Source organism: Tsuneonella sp. HG222 (assembly GCF_053819185.1).
The window spans coordinates 1,844,203-1,861,266 of the sequence record NZ_JBSOQZ010000001.1; the positions used below are offsets into that span (position 1 = coordinate 1,844,203).

14 protein-coding genes are annotated in these 17,064 nt (G+C 63.8%); 10 read left to right on the forward strand and 4 right to left on the reverse strand.

Going from position 1 to position 17,064, the window contains the following annotated elements:
• The first annotated feature begins 62 nt into the window (after positions 1-62).
• The 4 genes from ACWPMZ_RS09390 to ACWPMZ_RS09405 all read left to right on the forward strand — a co-directional run bounded on the left by ACWPMZ_RS09390 (position 63) and on the right by ACWPMZ_RS09405 (position 3,685).
• Positions 63-1,280, forward strand: coding sequence for an argininosuccinate synthase (locus ACWPMZ_RS09390; protein ID WP_455703744.1), 1,218 nt, complete (start codon positions 63-65; stop codon positions 1,278-1,280).
• A gap of 804 nt (positions 1,281-2,084) precedes the next feature.
• The gene (locus ACWPMZ_RS09395; RefSeq protein WP_455703745.1) at positions 2,085-2,606 is read left to right on the forward strand and encodes a septal ring lytic transglycosylase RlpA family protein; all 522 of its coding nucleotides are present in this window, start codon (positions 2,085-2,087) and stop codon (positions 2,604-2,606) included.
• 145 nt (positions 2,607-2,751) lie between these two features.
• Positions 2,752-2,931, forward strand: coding sequence for a hypothetical protein (locus tag ACWPMZ_RS09400; RefSeq protein ID WP_455703746.1), 180 nt, complete (start codon positions 2,752-2,754; stop codon positions 2,929-2,931).
• A 103-nt stretch (positions 2,932-3,034) separates the two neighbouring features.
• Positions 3,035-3,685 (forward strand): hypothetical protein, encoded by a 651-nt coding sequence (locus tag ACWPMZ_RS09405; protein ID WP_455703747.1) that lies wholly within the window; start codon positions 3,035-3,037, stop codon positions 3,683-3,685.
• 28 nt (positions 3,686-3,713) lie between these two features.
• On the opposite strand, the gene ACWPMZ_RS09410 is transcribed toward ACWPMZ_RS09405, so the two are convergent.
• Entirely contained in the window at positions 3,714-4,706 is a 993-nt protein-coding gene (locus ACWPMZ_RS09410; RefSeq protein ID WP_455703748.1) for a hypothetical protein, read from the reverse strand.
• Positions 4,707-5,045: 339 nt separating this feature from the next.
• Between ACWPMZ_RS09410 and ACWPMZ_RS09415 the strand changes: the two genes are divergently transcribed.
• On the forward strand, positions 5,046-6,770 hold the full coding sequence (locus ACWPMZ_RS09415) for an AIPR family protein (protein ID WP_455703749.1): 1,725 nt from the start codon (positions 5,046-5,048) through the stop codon (positions 6,768-6,770).
• A 45-nt stretch (positions 6,771-6,815) separates the two neighbouring features.
• On the opposite strand, the gene uvrA is transcribed toward ACWPMZ_RS09415, so the two are convergent.
• Entirely contained in the window at positions 6,816-9,752 is a 2,937-nt protein-coding gene (gene uvrA / locus ACWPMZ_RS09420) for an excinuclease ABC subunit UvrA (RefSeq protein WP_455703750.1), read from the reverse strand.
• Between the two features lie 339 nt (positions 9,753-10,091).
• Between uvrA and ACWPMZ_RS09425 the strand changes: the two genes are divergently transcribed.
• Together ACWPMZ_RS09425 and ACWPMZ_RS09430 are read left to right on the forward strand one after the other, a co-directional pair.
• A complete protein-coding gene (locus ACWPMZ_RS09425) occupies positions 10,092-13,022 on the forward strand; it encodes a beta strand repeat-containing protein (protein ID WP_455703751.1) in 2,931 nt (976 codons plus the stop codon).
• A 121-nt stretch (positions 13,023-13,143) separates the two neighbouring features.
• Positions 13,144-13,467 (forward strand): hypothetical protein, encoded by a 324-nt coding sequence (locus ACWPMZ_RS09430; protein WP_455703752.1) that lies wholly within the window; start codon positions 13,144-13,146, stop codon positions 13,465-13,467.
• On the opposite strand, the gene ACWPMZ_RS09435 is transcribed toward ACWPMZ_RS09430, so the two are convergent.
• Positions 13,464-13,676 (reverse strand): hypothetical protein, encoded by a 213-nt coding sequence (locus ACWPMZ_RS09435; protein ID WP_455703753.1) that lies wholly within the window; start codon positions 13,674-13,676, stop codon positions 13,464-13,466. The two genes, ACWPMZ_RS09430 and ACWPMZ_RS09435, sit on opposite strands and share 4 nt — an antisense overlap.
• A gap of 224 nt (positions 13,677-13,900) precedes the next feature.
• On the opposite strand from ACWPMZ_RS09435, the gene thpR reads away from it, so the two are divergent.
• The 3 genes from thpR to ACWPMZ_RS09450 all read left to right on the forward strand — a co-directional run bounded on the left by thpR (position 13,901) and on the right by ACWPMZ_RS09450 (position 15,984).
• Complete coding sequence (thpR, locus tag ACWPMZ_RS09440) at positions 13,901-14,434, forward strand: RNA 2',3'-cyclic phosphodiesterase (protein ID WP_455703754.1); 534 nt, start codon at positions 13,901-13,903, stop codon at positions 14,432-14,434.
• A 163-nt stretch (positions 14,435-14,597) separates the two neighbouring features.
• Positions 14,598-15,359: a lysozyme gene (locus tag ACWPMZ_RS09445; RefSeq protein ID WP_455703755.1), complete on the forward strand. Its 762-nt coding sequence runs from the start codon at positions 14,598-14,600 to the stop codon at positions 15,357-15,359.
• A gap of 22 nt (positions 15,360-15,381) precedes the next feature.
• Positions 15,382-15,984, forward strand: coding sequence for a hypothetical protein (locus tag ACWPMZ_RS09450; RefSeq protein ID WP_455703756.1), 603 nt, complete (start codon positions 15,382-15,384; stop codon positions 15,982-15,984).
• Between the two features lie 58 nt (positions 15,985-16,042).
• Here the strand turns inward: ACWPMZ_RS09450 and ACWPMZ_RS09455 are convergent, their stop codons facing one another.
• On the reverse strand, positions 16,043-16,789 hold the full coding sequence (locus tag ACWPMZ_RS09455; protein WP_455703757.1) for a transferrin-binding protein-like solute binding protein: 747 nt from the start codon (positions 16,787-16,789) through the stop codon (positions 16,043-16,045).
• Positions 16,790-17,064 lie beyond the last annotated feature (275 nt).

Consider the following 17,064-nt stretch of genomic DNA (forward strand, 5'->3'; position numbering starts at 1 on the left):
CCATTGCGGGCGCCGCCCCCGGCTGTTAGGCGCGCGGCCGTTTCAAGCGGAGTCCTGCCCCCATGTCCGACAAGATCAACAAGGTCGTCCTCGCCTATTCGGGCGGTCTCGATACCAGCGTGATCCTCAAGTGGCTGCAGGTCACCTACGGCTGCGAAGTGGTGACTTTCACCGCCGACCTCGGCCAGGGCGAAGAACTGGAGCCGGCCCGCGCCAAGGCCAAGCTGATGGGCCTTCCGGACGAACATATCTATATCGACGACCTGCGCGAGGAGTTCGTCCGCGACTTCGTCTTCCCGATGATGCGCGCCAACGCCCGCTACGAAGGCGACTATCTGCTCGGCACCAGCATCGCCCGCCCGCTCATCTCCAAGCGGTTGATCGAGATCGCGCGCGAGACCGGGGCCGACGCCATCGCGCACGGTGCGACCGGCAAGGGCAATGACCAGGTCCGCTTCGAACTGTCGGCCTATGCCCTCGCCCCCGACATCAAGGTTATCGCCCCGTGGCGCGAATGGGACCTGACCAGCCGGACGGCGCTCATTGCGTGGGCCGAAGCGCACCAGATTCCCGTTCCCAAGGACAAGCGCGGCGAAAGCCCGTTCTCGACCGATGCGAACCTCCTGCACACCTCGTCCGAGGGCAAGGTGCTCGAAGACCCGTGGGAAGAAGTGCCCGACTACGTCTACAGCCGGACCGACAATCCCGAGGACGCGCCCGACGCGCCGGAATACATCACCATCGACTTCGAGAAGGGTGACGGCGTCGCGCTCGACGGGAAGGCGATGAGCCCGGCCACCCTGCTCGCCGCGCTGAACGACCTGGGCCGCAAGCACGGAATCGGACGGCTCGATCTGGTCGAGAACCGCTTCGTCGGCATGAAGAGCCGCGGCATGTACGAAACCCCCGGCGGCGAGATCTACGCCCGCGCGCATCGGGGCATCGAGCAGATCACGCTCGATCGCGGCGCAGCACATCTCAAGGACGAGCTGATGCCCAAGTATGCCGAGCTCATCTACAACGGCTTCTGGTTCGCCCCGGAGCGCGAGATGCTGCAGGCTGCCATCGACCTGAGCCAGGAAAAGGTGTCCGGCACGGTGCGGCTCAAGCTCTACAAGGGGATGGCGCAGGTCGTCGGGCGAAAGAGCCCCAATTCGCTCTATTCCGAGCGGCACGTGACCTTCGAGGACGACGCCGGCGCCTACGATCAGACCGACGCGCAAGGTTTCATCAAACTCAACGCACTGCGCTTGCGGCTACTTGCGCAGCGGGATCGCTGACGGAAGCGAAGTTATGCGACGAACGGTGGAGTTATCCACCCTCGTCCACAGGCAAATCGGTTGAAAGTGGAAAAGTCGGGCTTCGCGCGCTTGCCCGACTCAGCGATTGCACGCATCTTCAAGTCATCGAGAGCGGCGATTGGCTCTTCGGATCGAAGGGGTAACACCCTGAAAAACGAAGAGATTTTGGAACCGTTCCTGATGCGACCGCGAGATGCCGCGGGGTGGAGCGAAGGTAAGCGAAAGATCTTCGGATCTGTCAAATACCCTAGCGTTGAAACCGCGAAGGTGCGCAGTCGGAAGGCCGGACGAACCGGACCGATTTCGATGGGCTGGAGATCTTCGGATCGAAGGACCGCTTGAGAGAACGGTAACGACGAACGGTCTCGGTACTGCCGATGGCAAGGGATGGATCCTCGGATCGAACCCGGCAACCGACAGAACCGGCACCGGCGCGAGCGCCGGACGACAGAGCGAGGCTGCTTCACAGCTAGCGCGCGAAACGTCAGGCGATAAGCGTCCCTCGGGACCCACCGCCGGTGAGAGTGGGGTCGGCAGCAATGCCGGCCCCATTTCCGTTGTGCGCCCCCACCGAAGTCCATTTTGACCTACAGCAGCATGCCTTCCCTCGGTCGATTCGTTCGGGGCCCGTAAGAACCGCAATGCGACGACCCGAAAGCGGAATCCTTTCCGCATCATGGTTAAGGTTCCCTAGCCCCACGATGAATTGAGGCCGAAACGGGGCAAGGCGAGCGTCGATAGGTATTTTCGTCCGGCCAAGCCGCGTAAATCCGCCGGGTGAACTTGGACGGGAACTTTTTCGGATCGCGCAAGCTGCTTCTGCTTGCCGGTGCTGTCGTAGCCCTCGGGGCATCGGTCGCGCCGGGCTGGGCGATCGAGACGACCGCGGAGACCGGGCCGGAGCTCGCCGAAAGCTTCGACGCCACCCTGCCCCGGTTCGAGCCGGCGGCCGATACCGCTCCCGCCGACCTCGGCATGGCGCAGGCCGAAACCGATGACGAGTGGACCCAGTACGGCAGCGGCATGGCCAGCTACTACGCCAGCAAGTTCGACGGCCGCCGCACCGCCAGCGGCGAGCGGTTCGACAACGACGAGTACACTGCCGCCCACCGCACCCTGCCCTTCGGCACCCGCGTGCGCCTGAGCCGCAACGGGCGCGACGTGGTCGTGCGCATCAACGACCGCGGCCCCTTCACCCGCGGGCGCGAGATCGACGTCAGCCAAGCCGCCGCGCGCGACCTGGGGCTGATCGGCCCGGGCCACGGCCGGGTGACCCTCGCCGTCTTCGACGACCGCAACTCCTGACGCCACCATCTTTGCTCGGTCACATCGGCTAGCAGCCGATGGTTGCCGCTTGCCTCCACCAATGTTTTTCGGTGCCCTCCGGAAAGTCCGGCGCATCCGCGCATTGTGACTCCAGTAGCGAGCGCAAAACGACAGGAGACGAAGCATGTTCGGCAGTATCTGGGGCTGGGTCACGATAGCAGGGCCGATCCTGCTGCTGGTGGTCGTAATCTGGGTGTGGCAGCGCAACCGCTCCGCCTCGCAAGGCACCGTCGACCGGGCGGAGCGCGGTGCGCGCGAGCTGCGCGAGGGACTGAACCGCGAGGATACGCGCGGCGAGCAATAGCACCGCGGCCCACGCCCCTTCCCCCACCCTGCGCCGTCGAGGATTGCGCCGCCCCGCCCCGGCGCGCTAGCGTCCGCCCCCTGGGCAACGTGGGGGCAAGCGGATGGACGACTTCAGCTACGTGTTCGAGCTGTTCGCGCTGCTGCTGGGGCTGGCGGTGGCGGAAATGCTCGGCGGGTTCGGCCATGTGCTGAAGCTGCGCGCCCGCCGCAAGGCCAACCAGCTCTATCCCGAACGGGCCGACGACGAGGCGATCCGCGTCAGGATCGGCTGGATGGTGCCGCTCCTCGGCCTCATGGTGCTCGTCGACCTGGCGACCTTCTGGTACGGCCTGTGGTCGGCGCGGGCGGGGATCCAGATGTCGATGCTCACCGTGTTCGCGGTGATGCTCCTGATCGGCGGCTACTACCTCGTCGCCACGCAGGTTTTTCCCGACCATCCCGAGCGCTGGCCCGACTTCGACCAGTACTACGCGCTGCAGAAGCGCTTCGTGGTGCTGGGCGTGCTGGTCATCAACGTCGCGGCGCAGGGGCTGCTTGCGCTGACCGCCCCGATGCCGCAGCTGACCGCGGACCAGGCCGCCGCCATCCCCGAGCTGCTCGCCGCCTCGCTGCTGATCATGCTCAACCTGCCGGCGATGCTGTGGCTGGCGCTGTCGAAGCGCAGGGGCATCGACGTGGCGCTGATCGCCTTCATCGTGGGGACGCAGTTCTTCTACGCCTGGGCCGCGATGGGGGTGGACGGGCTGGCATGAGCGAGCCGACCGACCCGGCCCGCGAGGGCTAGGGGAGCACGCGCCAGCTCGCGGCCCCGCCCTCCGCGCCCGAGTGTCCCTCGTCCAGGCATTCCTCCTCGTCCGGGTCCTCCTCGGTCCAGTCCTCGTCGCTGTCCTCATCGCCTGCGGCCTCGCCCGCGCCGTCCGCCTCGTCCGCGATCCCGGCCTCGGGCATGGCCAGCCACCACTCGGCCCTGCCCGCGATGAAGGCGGCGAGCTGGGCGTCCTCGACCGCGATCGGCGCAACCCCGGCGGCGCCCGCCTGCTCCAGCATGGTGGGCACCCCCGCAGGGCGCAGGTCCTCCATCTGGAACAGGCGCGGGTCGATCCACATGCAGTCGCCCTCGCCCATTTCTTCCTCGGGTCCGTTGCAGCGCCCGTTGCAATTCCCGCAGGGCGGGTAGGCGTGCGGCCACGCCGCGCCCCATTGGTCAGACCGGACCGCGTGGTCCTCGCTTTCAGGGGAGGACATGGACCGGTTGTTACACGGTCCAGGGGAAGAATTGTCCGGCGCCCCGGCAGGCTCCGGCCCGGCCGCCGGGTCCTCGCCGCGGGCGAAGCGCTCCATCGCCGCGTCCCAGTCGTCGGCGACGGCCTGGATCGCCGGGTCCGCCACCAGCCTGTCGAGCCGAGCAAGGTGAGCCAGCAGCAGACGGTCGGAATAGCGCACCCGGGTGGCGACCACCTCGCCGTGGTAGAACACCTGCTCCTCGATCCCGTCGATCGCGCGGGCGGCGAGCACCGCGTCGGCATGGGCCCGCGCGCCGACCATCGCCGCGTCCCACGCGGTGCGGAACGCCCCCTGCGAGCGCCGCGCGCGATAGGCCGTCTGGTGCGAGACCCCGGCCGCTGCCGCCGCCGAGCGGACCGAGCCGGTGACCGAGAGATTCTCGAGGAACAGCACCTGCCGCTCGCGGGTGAACTCGGTCTGCGGCTTGCGGGTGCGATCGCCGGGCATCGCGGCGATCAGGGCGGGGAGATTGGGGGTGTGGGCGGTCATCGGTCCAGGCTCCGCGTGGGTGGAGGTGAACCGAGTCCTCTATGCGCGAGCGGGGGCTGTAGGAAAATGTTTTTGAAGGATCACCCCTCCCATCGACGGGAAGGTTGGGGGCGCCGTACCTTAGAACAGGCAACTCCATCTCTTTGGACCCAATTGAAAGGCCAGCTTACTTAAGTTCACCTGGAGGCGCAGAAAATCTAGCGAAGCGGCGCCGCAATCCACGCTGACCTCGGAATCCCCGACGCATCGAGCTAGCATCAATTCCAGGACTTCATTGCCGCTTGCAATCTATCTCCAAGCGCATAAGCCAACCACATCACAATCAGATGAGCATACAAAATGAACCCTGTTGTTAAGGCACAAGCGGGTCAATTCAAAATCGACGAAAGCTTGCACCATCTGAAAGAGTCAGAGGTCTTCGAGTCATACACCATCTATTCTGTGCTCTCTAGTCAGCTGGGAAATTCCGTTGACCCGCTCCGCGCTCACCTAAAGGGGGACGAATTCGGATTGGATGGTGCGGCCGTGATCATTCAGGGCAACCTCGCCACCGACACGGACGAAGCCAACGCACTTCTTGAGGACGTTCGTAATCCCGAAGTGGAATTCGTATTTTTTCAGTCTAAAACCGGGACTGGGTACGATTATGGAGATATAGGAAAGCTTTTCGACGCGGTAGTCGAATTCTTCCAGGATGAGCTCGTCGGTGAAAGTGATCAACTCGACGATTTGATTGATGTGAAGAATTTGGTGTACCGCAAGGCGGTGACCCGGAATAATCCTGGGTTGAGGATTTATTACGCAACAACTGGCTCCTATAGAAAACCAACCAAGATTGAAAAGTTAATCCGCGATAGGACGGCTAAGTTACAGGAACTCAGCATATTCGACAATTCGAGAATTGTTGTGGAAATGCTTGGTGCCGATCAATTGCAAGCTTTCTATCGCTCAGCCACTCGATCCACCCAGGTGAAGATTGAGTTTCCACGCCAGGTTCCGCTTCCTAAGAACCCCAAAGTTCAGCAGGGCTTTATCGGCTTTCTTGAAGCTAAAGAACTCGTGAAGATGGTTTCAGTTTACGATGAAGATGGACAAACGATTGGAATAAATAGGTTTGTTTTTTTCGACAATGTACGGGACTATAATGAGGGGTCCTCGTTAAATAAAAAGATATCCGGAACGATTGAGAAACACGAAGGCCATGACTTTGTATTTCGCAACAACGGGGTGACAGTAATAGCTAAGTCAATTCTCCAAACAGCGGAGGAGTTTCGAGTTGAAGATTATCAAATTGTGAATGGATGCCAGACTACGAATATTCTTTTTGAGAATCGTGATAACTTAGACGATGTTTACGTGCCATTTCGCCTCATCGGCTCGACCGACGACACGTTTATTTCGTCTATTATCGTTGGCACCAATAGCCAGAATCAAATTAAAGAAGAGCAGTTTTTGGCATTGCTTCCTTTTATGAAAAATCTAGAGGAGTACGCACAGTCGATTGATCAGCATCTTCAAGTTTTCATTGAACGTCGCGAGAATCAGTATCAACGCGAAGCTCTTGAGAGAGCTCGCATAATGCCGCTCGCGGTACTTATGAAGGCTGTCTCCGCCACATTGCTTGGTCAACCCAACAGATCAGCGCGTGATTACAAAAGGATTTTCAAGGAAAATTCCAACATTATTTTCAAGGAGAATGATGACGTTCGGCTTTATCATGCCATTGCCTATCTCTATTATCGACTCGAATTTTTGTGGCGCAATCAGCGCATAGACAATGCTCTAAAGATTTTTCGTTATTATATTCTCTGGGGCGTCTGGCAATTGGCGGTCGGAGGAGCAACTTTAGTTAAAAACCCAAAGCCGCGGGATGTGGCCAATGCTGCCAAGGCGGTCATCGATCTAGCGAGCGACGAAGCTAAATTCAAACGAGCAGTGAAGCAGATTGGTCGGATCCTTGAGGAACAATCAAAGCAACTCAGTCAGGAGAATCGGGAACGGCTACGCGACGCCATCCGATCGGACACTTTCTTTGCCTCTGTGAAGGCAGCCCTTGTCAGTTAATATATCAAAGACACGACAACTCTAAGGAAAGCGGGATTGCGGTAATCATTCTACCGCTTCATTCACTTGCTCGCGAGCTACGCCCGCCTTACCCAACATCGGCGCCAGATACTGCCCGGTAAAGCTCCGCACATTTCCCGCCACCGCCTCCGGCGTACCCTCCGCGACAATCTCCCCACCCCGCACGCCGCCTTCCGGCCCGAGGTCGACGATCCAGTCCGCCGTCTTAATCACGTCGAGGTTGTGCTCGATCACCACGACCGAGTTGCCCTGGTCGACCAGCCGCTGGAGCACTTCGAGCAGCTTGCGGACGTCCTCGAAGTGCAGGCCGGTGGTCGGTTCGTCGAGGATGTAGAGCGTCTGCCCGGTGCTGCGGCGGCTGAGTTCCTTGGCGAGTTTCACCCGCTGCGCCTCGCCGCCCGAGAGCGTGGTGGCCTGCTGGCCGACCTTGACGTAGCCCAGGCCGACCTCGTTCAGCATGTGCATCTTGTCGCGGATCGGAGGGACGGCCTTGAAGAATTCCTCCGCGTCCTCGATCGTCATGTCGAGCACGTCGGCGATGCTGAGGCCCTTGAACTTCACCTCCAGCGTCTCGCGGTTGTAGCGCCGGCCGTGGCATTCCTCGCACGTCACGTAGACGTCGGGCAGGAAGTGCATCTCGATCTTGATCAACCCGTCGCCCTGGCACGCCTCGCACCGGCCGCCCTTGACGTTGAAGCTGAAGCGCCCGGGCTTGTAGCCGCGCGCCTGGCTTTCGGGCAGGCCGGCGAACCAGTCGCGGATCTGGGTGAAGGCGCCGGTGTAGGTCGCCGGGTTGGAGCGCGGGGTGCGGCCGATCGGCGACTGGTCGATCTCGATCACCTTGTCGCAGAACTCCAGCCCCGTGACCTTGTCGTGCGCCCCTGCGATGACCCGCGCGCCGTTGAGCGTGCGGGCGGCGGAGGCATAGAGCGTGTCGATCGTGAAGCTGGACTTGCCGCTGCCCGACACGCCGGTCACGCAGGTGAAGGTGCCCAGCGGGATCGCCGCGGTGACGTTGCGCAGGTTGTTGGCCCGCGCGCCGTGGACGGTCAGCTTGTGGCCGTTGCCCTTGCGGCGCTTCTTGGGGATTTCGATCGAGCGCGTGCCGTTGAGATAGGCGGCGGTGAGCGACTTCTTGCTCTTGAGCACCTGCTTGAGCGTGCCTTCGGCCACCACCTCGCCCCCGTGCACCCCGGCGCCGGGGCCGAGATCGACCACGTGGTCCGCGGCGCGGATGGCGTCCTCGTCGTGCTCGACCACGATGACCGTGTTGCCAAGGTCGCGCAGGCGCTTGAGGGTTTCGAGCAGCCGGTCGTTGTCGCGCTGGTGCAGGCCGATGCTCGGCTCGTCGAGCACGTAGAGCACGCCCGACAGCCCGCTGCCGATCTGGCTGGCGAGGCGGATGCGCTGGCTTTCCCCGCCGCTCAGCGTGCCGCTGGTCCGGTCGAGGTTGAGGTAGTCGAGCCCGACGTTGTCGAGGAAGCCCAGCCGCTCGTTGATTTCCTTGAGGATCGCGCGGGCGATCTGCTGCTGGGTTTCGGTCAGGTGGTCGGGCAGCGCGAGGAACCAGTCCTTCGCCGCGTTGACCGCCATCTGGGTGGGAGTGGCGATGTCGGTGCCGGCGATCTTCACCGCCAGCGCCTTTTCATTGAGGCGCTTGCCGTGGCACACCTCGCACGGCTGCGCGGTCTGGAACTTGCCCAGCTCCTCGCGCATCCACGCGCTGTCGGTCTGCAGCATGCGGCGGTTGAGGTTGCCGATCACCCCCTCGAACGCCTTGCGCACCGTGTATTCCTTGCGCCCGTCCTTGAAGGTGAGCGGGATCGCCCTGCCCTTCGTGCCGTGCAGGATCACGTCGCGGATCTCCTGGTCGAAGTCGGCCCAAGGCGTCGTCAGGTCGAACTCGTATTCCTTCGCCAGGCTGGCGAGGACCTGCATGTAATAGGGCGACGGCGGGTTGGACTTGGCCCACGGCACCACCGCCCCCTGCTTGAGGGTGAGCGCCTCGTTCGGCACCACGAGCTGGGGATCGAACAGCAGCTTCTCGCCCAGCCCGTCGCATGCCGCGCAGGCGCCCTGCGGGGCGTTGAAGCTGAACAGTCGCGGCTCGACCTCCTCGATCGTGAAGCCGGAGACCGGGCAGGCGAACTTTTCGGAAAAGACGATGCGGTTGGCCGGGATGCCCGCACCCTTGAGCTGGCCCCCGCTCTCCACCTCGCCCTCGCGCCCGGGAACCACGCCGTCGGCCAGGTCGACATAGGCCAGCCCCTCGGCCAGCTTGAGCGCCTGCTCGAAGCTGTCGGCCAGCCGGGTCTCGATACCCTCGCGCACGGCGAGCCGGTCGACCACCACCTCGATGTCGTGCTTGTACTTCTTGTCGAGCGCGGGCGCCTCGCCGATCTCGTAGATCTCGCCGTCGATCCGCACGCGGGTGAAGCCGGCCTTCTGCCACTCGGCCAGTTCCTTGCGGTACTCGCCCTTGCGCCCGCGCACGGCCGGCGCGAGCAGGAACAGCCGCGTCCCCTCTGGCAGCGCCATGACCCGGTCGACCATGTTGGACACGGTCTGCGCCTCGATCGGCAGGCCGGTGGCGGGCGAATAGGGCACGCCTACGCGCGCCCACAGCAGGCGCATGTAGTCGTAGATCTCGGTGACCGTCGCCACGGTCGAGCGCGGGTTGCGGCTGGTGGTCTTCTGCTCGATCGAGATCGCGGGGCTGAGCCCGTCGATATGCTCGACATCGGGCTTCTGCATCATCTCGAGGAACTGGCGCGCATAGGCCGACAGGCTCTCGACATAGCGCCGTTGCCCCTCGGCATAGATCGTGTCGAACGCCAGCGAGGACTTCCCCGAGCCGCTGAGCCCGGTGATCACGATCAGCGCATCGCGCGGCAGGTCGATGTCGATGCCCTTGAGATTATGCTCGCGGGCGCCGCGGACGGAGATTTGCGTGAGGGCCATAGGGTGGCGATGTTCCGTAAATGTTCGCGATGGTCAAGGGGGTGCGGAGGGCGGCCCACAGGTGTTGGGGCGATGTGGGGGATGCGCCGTGAATTGCAACACGGGGCGACTCCGTTGCTCTGCTCACGTCCCGTCGCTTTGGGGTGGCACCTGCGCGCCTGCCGTGCCAGACATGCCTTTCGATTAGAACGAGACTCCGCCGGACACTGCTCCGGGTCGCACGAGGGAGCTTGCTATGGCTGATTACGTGAACCCTACCACTAGCGTAGACGGGACTTCGGCGGACGACACTTTCACTTTTAACCAACCACTTCACCCCAAAATCCCGTGGGACCGCAAGTGGTCAAGGGTGGGGCGGGAACCGACAAACTGATCTTGAATCCTGGCACGCCAGGGCAGATCGTTGCGACCTACTTGGACGGATCGATTTTTGGAGATTTTTACTCGTCTTCTGCACATCTTGCGTATTACGAATTTGAATCGGTTGAATTCCTAGGCTCGGCCCAGACCGATAGTGTTTCCTTCCGCATTCTAGGCAATCCACTGACGCTCAATACCCGGTTCGATGGAGGCGCCGGGAACGACCGAATGAGCTTCAATTTCGATTCCACGAGCCGCGACATCGTCTTCGACGCGACTTCGGGCACCGTCACGACCGCTTTTGGAACCTTCACTAATTTCGAGAGCTACGTCGTTTTTACAGGTGGTGGCCGCGACACGATCAGGACCGGTGACGGCGATGATCATGTAAATTCAAGCAACAGTTTCGACACCGCCGCGGGCATCGACACGGTTTCGACCGGGGGCGGCAATGACGTCGTCATGACCTTTTCTGCCGGTTCGTATGATGGGGGCACGGGCTACGATACCGTCGCTGCCAGTTTTGCTTATGTGGGCGGAGCCATCAACACCGCGAACCTAAGTTTCAATGTTGGTGAGACGATTACTGTTTCCAACAGCACCAGCATGGTCAATTTCGAGAATGTCGGGCTTGAGGGCGGGTCCGGCGACGACACCTTCATGCTGACGCGATTGGGAACAGTTGCTTTGCGTGGCGGGGAGGGGCGGGATTCGCTCACGATTGCCGTTCCAGCGTCCGATGCTTTTAGCGCGCAGCTAACGGCAAACGGAAGCGGATCGATGGAAGGAACTCTTGGCGATATCCGGTTCACCTCGTTTGAGACACTTTCGTTGACTGGGTCGGCCGGGGATGATCGCGTGGCGTTCTTCGGCGTCGTCGCGGCTGCCGACCTGGTTATCGACGGTGCTGGTGGCACCGACACTCTTAACCTGCGGGTTCCTACCAATTTTACGGACAGCGTGACTGTGTCTGTGTCGGGCTCTACGCTCAACAGCCCATTTGGCAGCTTCAGCAATTTCGCGAATTACGAAATCGAGACAGGAACTGGTGCCGACTCAATCACCACCGGCGCCGGGAACGACATCGTCATCCCGAGCTATGTGTTCAATCGTGGGGGGCCCGACACTGTCGACACCGGGGCGGGAGATGACAAGGTTATCGCGTTTGACCCTGGGACCTTCGATGGCGGTAGTGGCACCGACACATTCATCGGCGAGTTCGGCGGGATAACCGGTTCGTCCACCTTCACTCCACTGACGTTCACGCTCGATAAGAACATTGCGATTTCAAATGGAACTACCATTGTCAATTTTGAAAATGGACAGCTCATTTCCAGCGCGGGCGACGATCGCTTCATAGTCAAAACCGACATGGAGTTCGGGCTGAATGGGCGCGGTGGGACCGACCGGCTGACGGTCATGGTCGACACCGGCGGTTCTCAGACCTTCATTGTCGAAGGTAACTCGGCGGGGGGACTGGCCGGCACAGCCAACTCAATCACCTTTGCGTTCATGGAAGTGGTCGATTTCACCGGGAGCGCGCTGGACGACAATTTCGAGATCTCATGGACTTACGGCCCCGATCAGGTTCGATTCGATGGCGCGGAAGGAAACGATTTCCTGAAAGCCGATCTCAGCAGCTTTGCTGACGCCAATCTATTCGAAGTGGGGGCTGACGGCACGATCACCAACAATCGCGGAAGCTTCATCTCGTTCGAGCGGTTCGAACTATTCGGCGGCGCGCGCGACGACCGCTTCGTGACCGGTGATGGGAACGATAGGTTGTGGGGCGGAGCAGGCAGTGATTATTTGTCGGGAGGTGCGGGGGACGATTGGCTGACCGGCGACGCGGGCGTCGACACGCTCATTGGCGGACTCGGCGACGACCGGTACTATGTCTACGGCACGGAAGACATCATTGTCGAAAATGCTGGCGAAGGCTTTGACACCGTGTTCACGACGGTATCGTTTACGCTTTCACCAAGCGTCTCGCTCGAAGGCATGGCCTCGATCTCTGGTGCCGACCTGACATTGACCGGCAACGAACTCGACAACACGATAACCGGTGGCAGCGGCTCGGACACGCTTGTCGGCGGGCTCGGCGCAGATGCGCTCGATGGTGGCGACGGCACCGACACTGCCAGTTATGCCAACGACGGTGCGGCCGTCTTTGTAAATCTCACTCTGGGCAAAGGGTACACCAACTCGGCTTTCGGTGACACGTATGCCAATGTCGAAAACGTCATCGGTTCCTCCGCCAACGACTTCATCATCGGCGACACGGAAGTAAACAGGCTCGACGGCGGCGACGGCAACGACGTGCTGCTTGGCGCATTCGGGGCCGACCAACTCATCGGCGGGGGCGGAAGCGACTGGGCGAGTTACGAGGAGAATTCCGGCACCGTCTTCGTCAACCTGACGCTCGGCCGGGGATACAACAACGGGGCCGAGGGCGACACGCTGGAAGGCATCGAGAACCTCGTCGGCGGGTTGTTCGACGATTTCTTCATCGGTGACGCCAATGCCAACCGCCTGAACGGGGCGATGGGGGCCGATACGCTGCTGGGCGCGGGCGGTGCGGACGTGTTCATGTTCACCTATGCCCCCGGGACGACGAGCAGCTACGGCAAGCCCAACGTCGACCTGATCCTCGACTTCAAGAGCGGCGAGGACAAGATCGAGCTGTCCTCGGCGGCGTTCACCGGTCTGGCCGCGGGCGCCCTGCCTGCATCGGCCTTTGTCGCCGGCACGGCGGCGGCGGATGCCGACGACCGGATCATCTACGACCAGGCGACGGGCCGGCTGTTCTTCGATGCGGATGGCAACGGGGCGGGTGCGGCGGTGCTGTTCGCGACCCTGGGCGAAAGCAGCCATCCGGCCATCGCGGCGACGGACTTCGCGGTGGTCTGACCTTCGGGCGCTACGGGCGCAGTTCCGCGCTCAGCCCCGCTTATTCAGCCGCGGGCAAACTCGCCCGCGGCAGATCGATCGGTGTGCCGAGGGACCGGCATTCGGGAGGGTTCGCGAAACGATGATCATCAGGCTCATGGCTGGCGCGCTGGCGCTGGCGGTTTCGGCCGTTCCGGGCGCGGCATGGGCCGACGATCCCTCCGATCCTTCGATGCGAAGCAAGGCTGCGCGCGAGCGCGACGCGGCGATCATCCGCAAGCTCAACGAAGACCAGCTGGCCTACGTGCGCAAGCGCGACGCGGAGTATGCCCGGCAGTGGCAGGCCCAGCGCGACGCGCCGCGGCAGAACGCCCGAGCGCAGGAGGAGTATCGCCGGCAGATGGCCGAATGGCGCCGCGCCGTCGCGCTGTGCCAGAGCGGCCGGCACGAGTACTGCGCGCGCTAGCCGAGAGCCGATTCCAGCGCGGCCTCCTCGCTGCCGAGGGCGCCCTTCATCTCGAGCAGCGACTGGTGCATCGCGGCGATGTTGGTGCCCACGTCCACCAGCGCCCGCTGGGTCTTGCCCAGCAGGTTCATTGCCTTGTCGAGCTCGTTTTCCAGCTTCGCGACATCGCGCGCCAGCCGGGCCTTCTCCGTCGAACCGGGTTGTCTCATCCGTGCCTCCTGCCGCTCCGCAATAGCGGGCGACGATCGATTTCCTCTCCCTCTCCTCGCTCCGCCGCCCGACCAGGGTCCGGGACATTGCGCAGGGGGGAGTTGCTGCCCCGTTAAGCACGACGGCGGGTTGCAGAAGCGTGTGGCAAGAAGGTCAAGACGGGGTTTAAACCGCCCTGTTTGCCCTGTTGCGCAGGCCCGTCGGGCGGTAAGTACTGGGCACCATGCGCCTGTTCGTCGCCCTTAGCCTGCCCGCACCCTTGCGCGAACGGCTGCTCGCGCTGATGGACGGGGTCGCCGGCGCGCGCTGGCAGGACGACGCGCAACTGCACATCACCCTCGCCTTCCTGGGCGACGTGCCGGACGAGCGGATCGACGACCTGTCGGTTGCGCTCGCAGGTGTGCGAAGCGCTCCGTTTCCGCTGGCGATCCGCGGCGTCGGCCACTTCGAACGCAAGGGACGGCCGACCGCCCTGTGGGCCGGGGTCGAGCCGTCCGATGCGCTGACCGCGCTCCATGCGCGCGTCGTCGCGGCATGCCGCCGGGCCGGCGCGCCGCCTGATGCCAAGGCTTTCAAGCCGCACGTCACGCTCGCGCGGCTGCCCGGCGGCGCCGGCCCGGTCGGGCCCTGGATTGCGGCGCACGGCCTGCTCGCGGTCGGACCGTGGGAGGCGGACCGGTTTGCGCTCTATGCGAGCCACCTGCGCCCCGGGGGCTCGGTCTACGAACCTCTGCTGGACTTCAAGCTCAGTCCGTAAACGCGCTCCGGCCCGTGCGTCGGACCGGACGAGCCGTGGACCTTGGCCGGGTGTTCGCCGTTGATCGGGTGACGGGGCGGCAATCGGGCATTGCCGGCCATGCGCCCGGTTCCGTCCGCCTGTTTCCCCCCAACGACCCGCTCACGTCAACAGGAGCCCCGCAATGACTCCACCCGAAATGCCCGATTCCGTCCGCAATCCCCGGCAGCGGCGGCGCGGCCGCGACCGCGTGAAGGGCCTGATCAAACGGCTGCAGGACAGGTCGAGGGCCCGCAAGGGAATGCTCGGCCGCCGGATGCGGCGGCGCAAGGCAGCCCTCGCCCTGTCGGCGGGCGTAATGGGCTTCAACACCGGCGCGGCCTTCCCGGAAAACGGCCAGCCGGCCTTCTCCGTCGCGATCGACCAGCGGCTGCCCGCGGCCCTACTGCGCGTAAGCGGTTCGCTCAAGCGTGCGATGATCGAGGAGGAGGGCGTGCGCTATACCGTTTACCGCGATGTCGCCGGTCATCCGACCGTGGGCGTGGGCCATCTCGTCACGCCGGCGGATGGCCTGGCGGTCGGTGACCGGATCAGCCCCGGGCGGGTGCTGGACTTCCTGGAGCAGGACCTGCAGATCGCCGAAGCCGGGGTCGCTCGCCTGGTCGGCAAGCTGCCGCTCTATCAGTACGAATTCGATGCGCTGGTCGATCTTGTCTTCAACGTCGGCGAGGGCAATGTGTCGGCCCAGAACAGCCCGCGGCTCAACGCCGCGATCGACAGCGGCGATTACTATGCGATGGCGGAAGAACTCGGCTACACCTTTGCCGGCGACGCGGTTGCGGCTGGGCTGGTCCACCGCAGCGAGCGCCGCGAGAACATTTTCACCCTGGCCAGCTATGATAACACCCGCCCGGGCGCGCCGGAGTTCCCCTCCGGTTCGATCTGACCCGGCATGGCGCCTGGCGACGGTGCTGCTGCTCGCCGGGTGCCAGCCGCCGGCGGGCGATGCGCCCTCCCCCGCACCCTCTCAGATAATCCTTCCCGTCGCGGGCGGAGCCGAAGGCTGTCTGAAACCGGTCTGGCAGGCGCAGACCACGCAGGATCGCGCATTCGATCTGGCGCACGACGATGCAGAGGGTGGCTCGATCTCTTGCGCCACTGGCACCAGCGCCAGCCGGTTCGTGGAGGCGCTGGCCACGCTGCGCGCAGCCGCGGCGAGCGGCGACAGGACGCAGCTTTCGGACGCGATCGCGCAGCCGCTGCTGTTCATCGATGTCGACGGCAACCGCCGCGAACTGGGCCGCGACGCGTTGAGCCCCGCCGTGCTTGGGGACGTGTTCGACCGGAGCACGCTGGACCTGCTGGCGCGCCTGGAGCTCGGCGATCTCACCGTCGTCGCCGGACAGGGCGCGTTCGTGGAACTCGGCGGGATCTGGCTGGTGGCCGACCGCATGGGCGGCCGCCCGCGCATCGCCACCGTAAACCATCAGGCGCTGGCCGAGGCCGCCGCAGCCGCTGCGCGCAAGGCGGGCGACGGGCGGGCCATTCCCACGCAAGGCGAGCGGCCCTGACGAAAGGATAGCCCAACCCCGCACGGCCGCCCGGCCGTGCGGGGCTTTGGGGCCGGGCCTACTGCTTGACGCCGGAGACCGTGCCGACCGCTTCCATCGTCGGCGTTTCCAGATACGTCGTGTAACCCACTTCCTCGGCGTTGGGGCCGAAGAAGGACCCGTACCAGCGGCCGGTCGTGCCGCCCCAGGTGCCGGCGAAATCGGCGCCCGAGGTGATCGTGGCGGTCCCGTTGAAGGTGCCGAAATCCTTCGTGGCCGAGGTAATTTCGTCCTTGCCGATCAGGTGAAGCGTCGTGGCGACCGAGCCGGCGCCGAAGTTGGCCGTCAGCGTACCGGTCGAATTGGGCTGGAAGTTGTAGGCAGTGAAGGTCCGGTCGTGGCCGGTCAGGCCGATGCCCTTGTCGAGCTTGTAGGTCGCGCTCCCGCTCGGCAGCGTGACGGTCTTGTTGCCGAAGAGGAAGAACTCGTTCGTCCTGAGGTCGCCCGGGTTCCCGGTGTTGACCTGGGTCCAGGCGCCGATGACGTGATAGGTCAGTGCGAAGGCGCCGGGCGCCGCGGTGCCGACCTTGGTCAGCACGACGTCGTTCTGGATCCCGCCCGACGTGACCCGCCACTGCGTGTGATAGGCATCGCCCGCGGAGGAGACGATGTGGCTGTCGTTGAAGCCCACCGTCTGGCCGTCGTTGCGCGTGATGCGGTACCCGGGATCACCCAGGAATTCGACCTTCGTGCCAGTAGCCGGCGGCCTGGCATCGAGCGTGTAGTCGAGCCCGGTCGCGCCGAGGCCCACCTTGAAGCTGGACATCTGCGCGTTGTAGGTCGTCGGCCCGTTTGCCCCCAGACCAAGCGCACCGACCTGCCCCGGACGAGGGGTGGGGAAGGACGGCGTGGGCGTCGGGGTCGGCGTGGGTGTTGGGGTCGGCGTGGGTGTTGGGGTCGGTGTCGGAGTAGGCGTCGGTGTCGGAGTAGGCGTCGGGGTCGGAGTGGGCGTCGGCGTCGGCGTGGGCGTCGGAGTTGGCGTTGGTGTGGGAGTCGGCGTCGGCGTCGGCGTGGGAGTAGGCGTAGGCGTCGGCGTCGGTG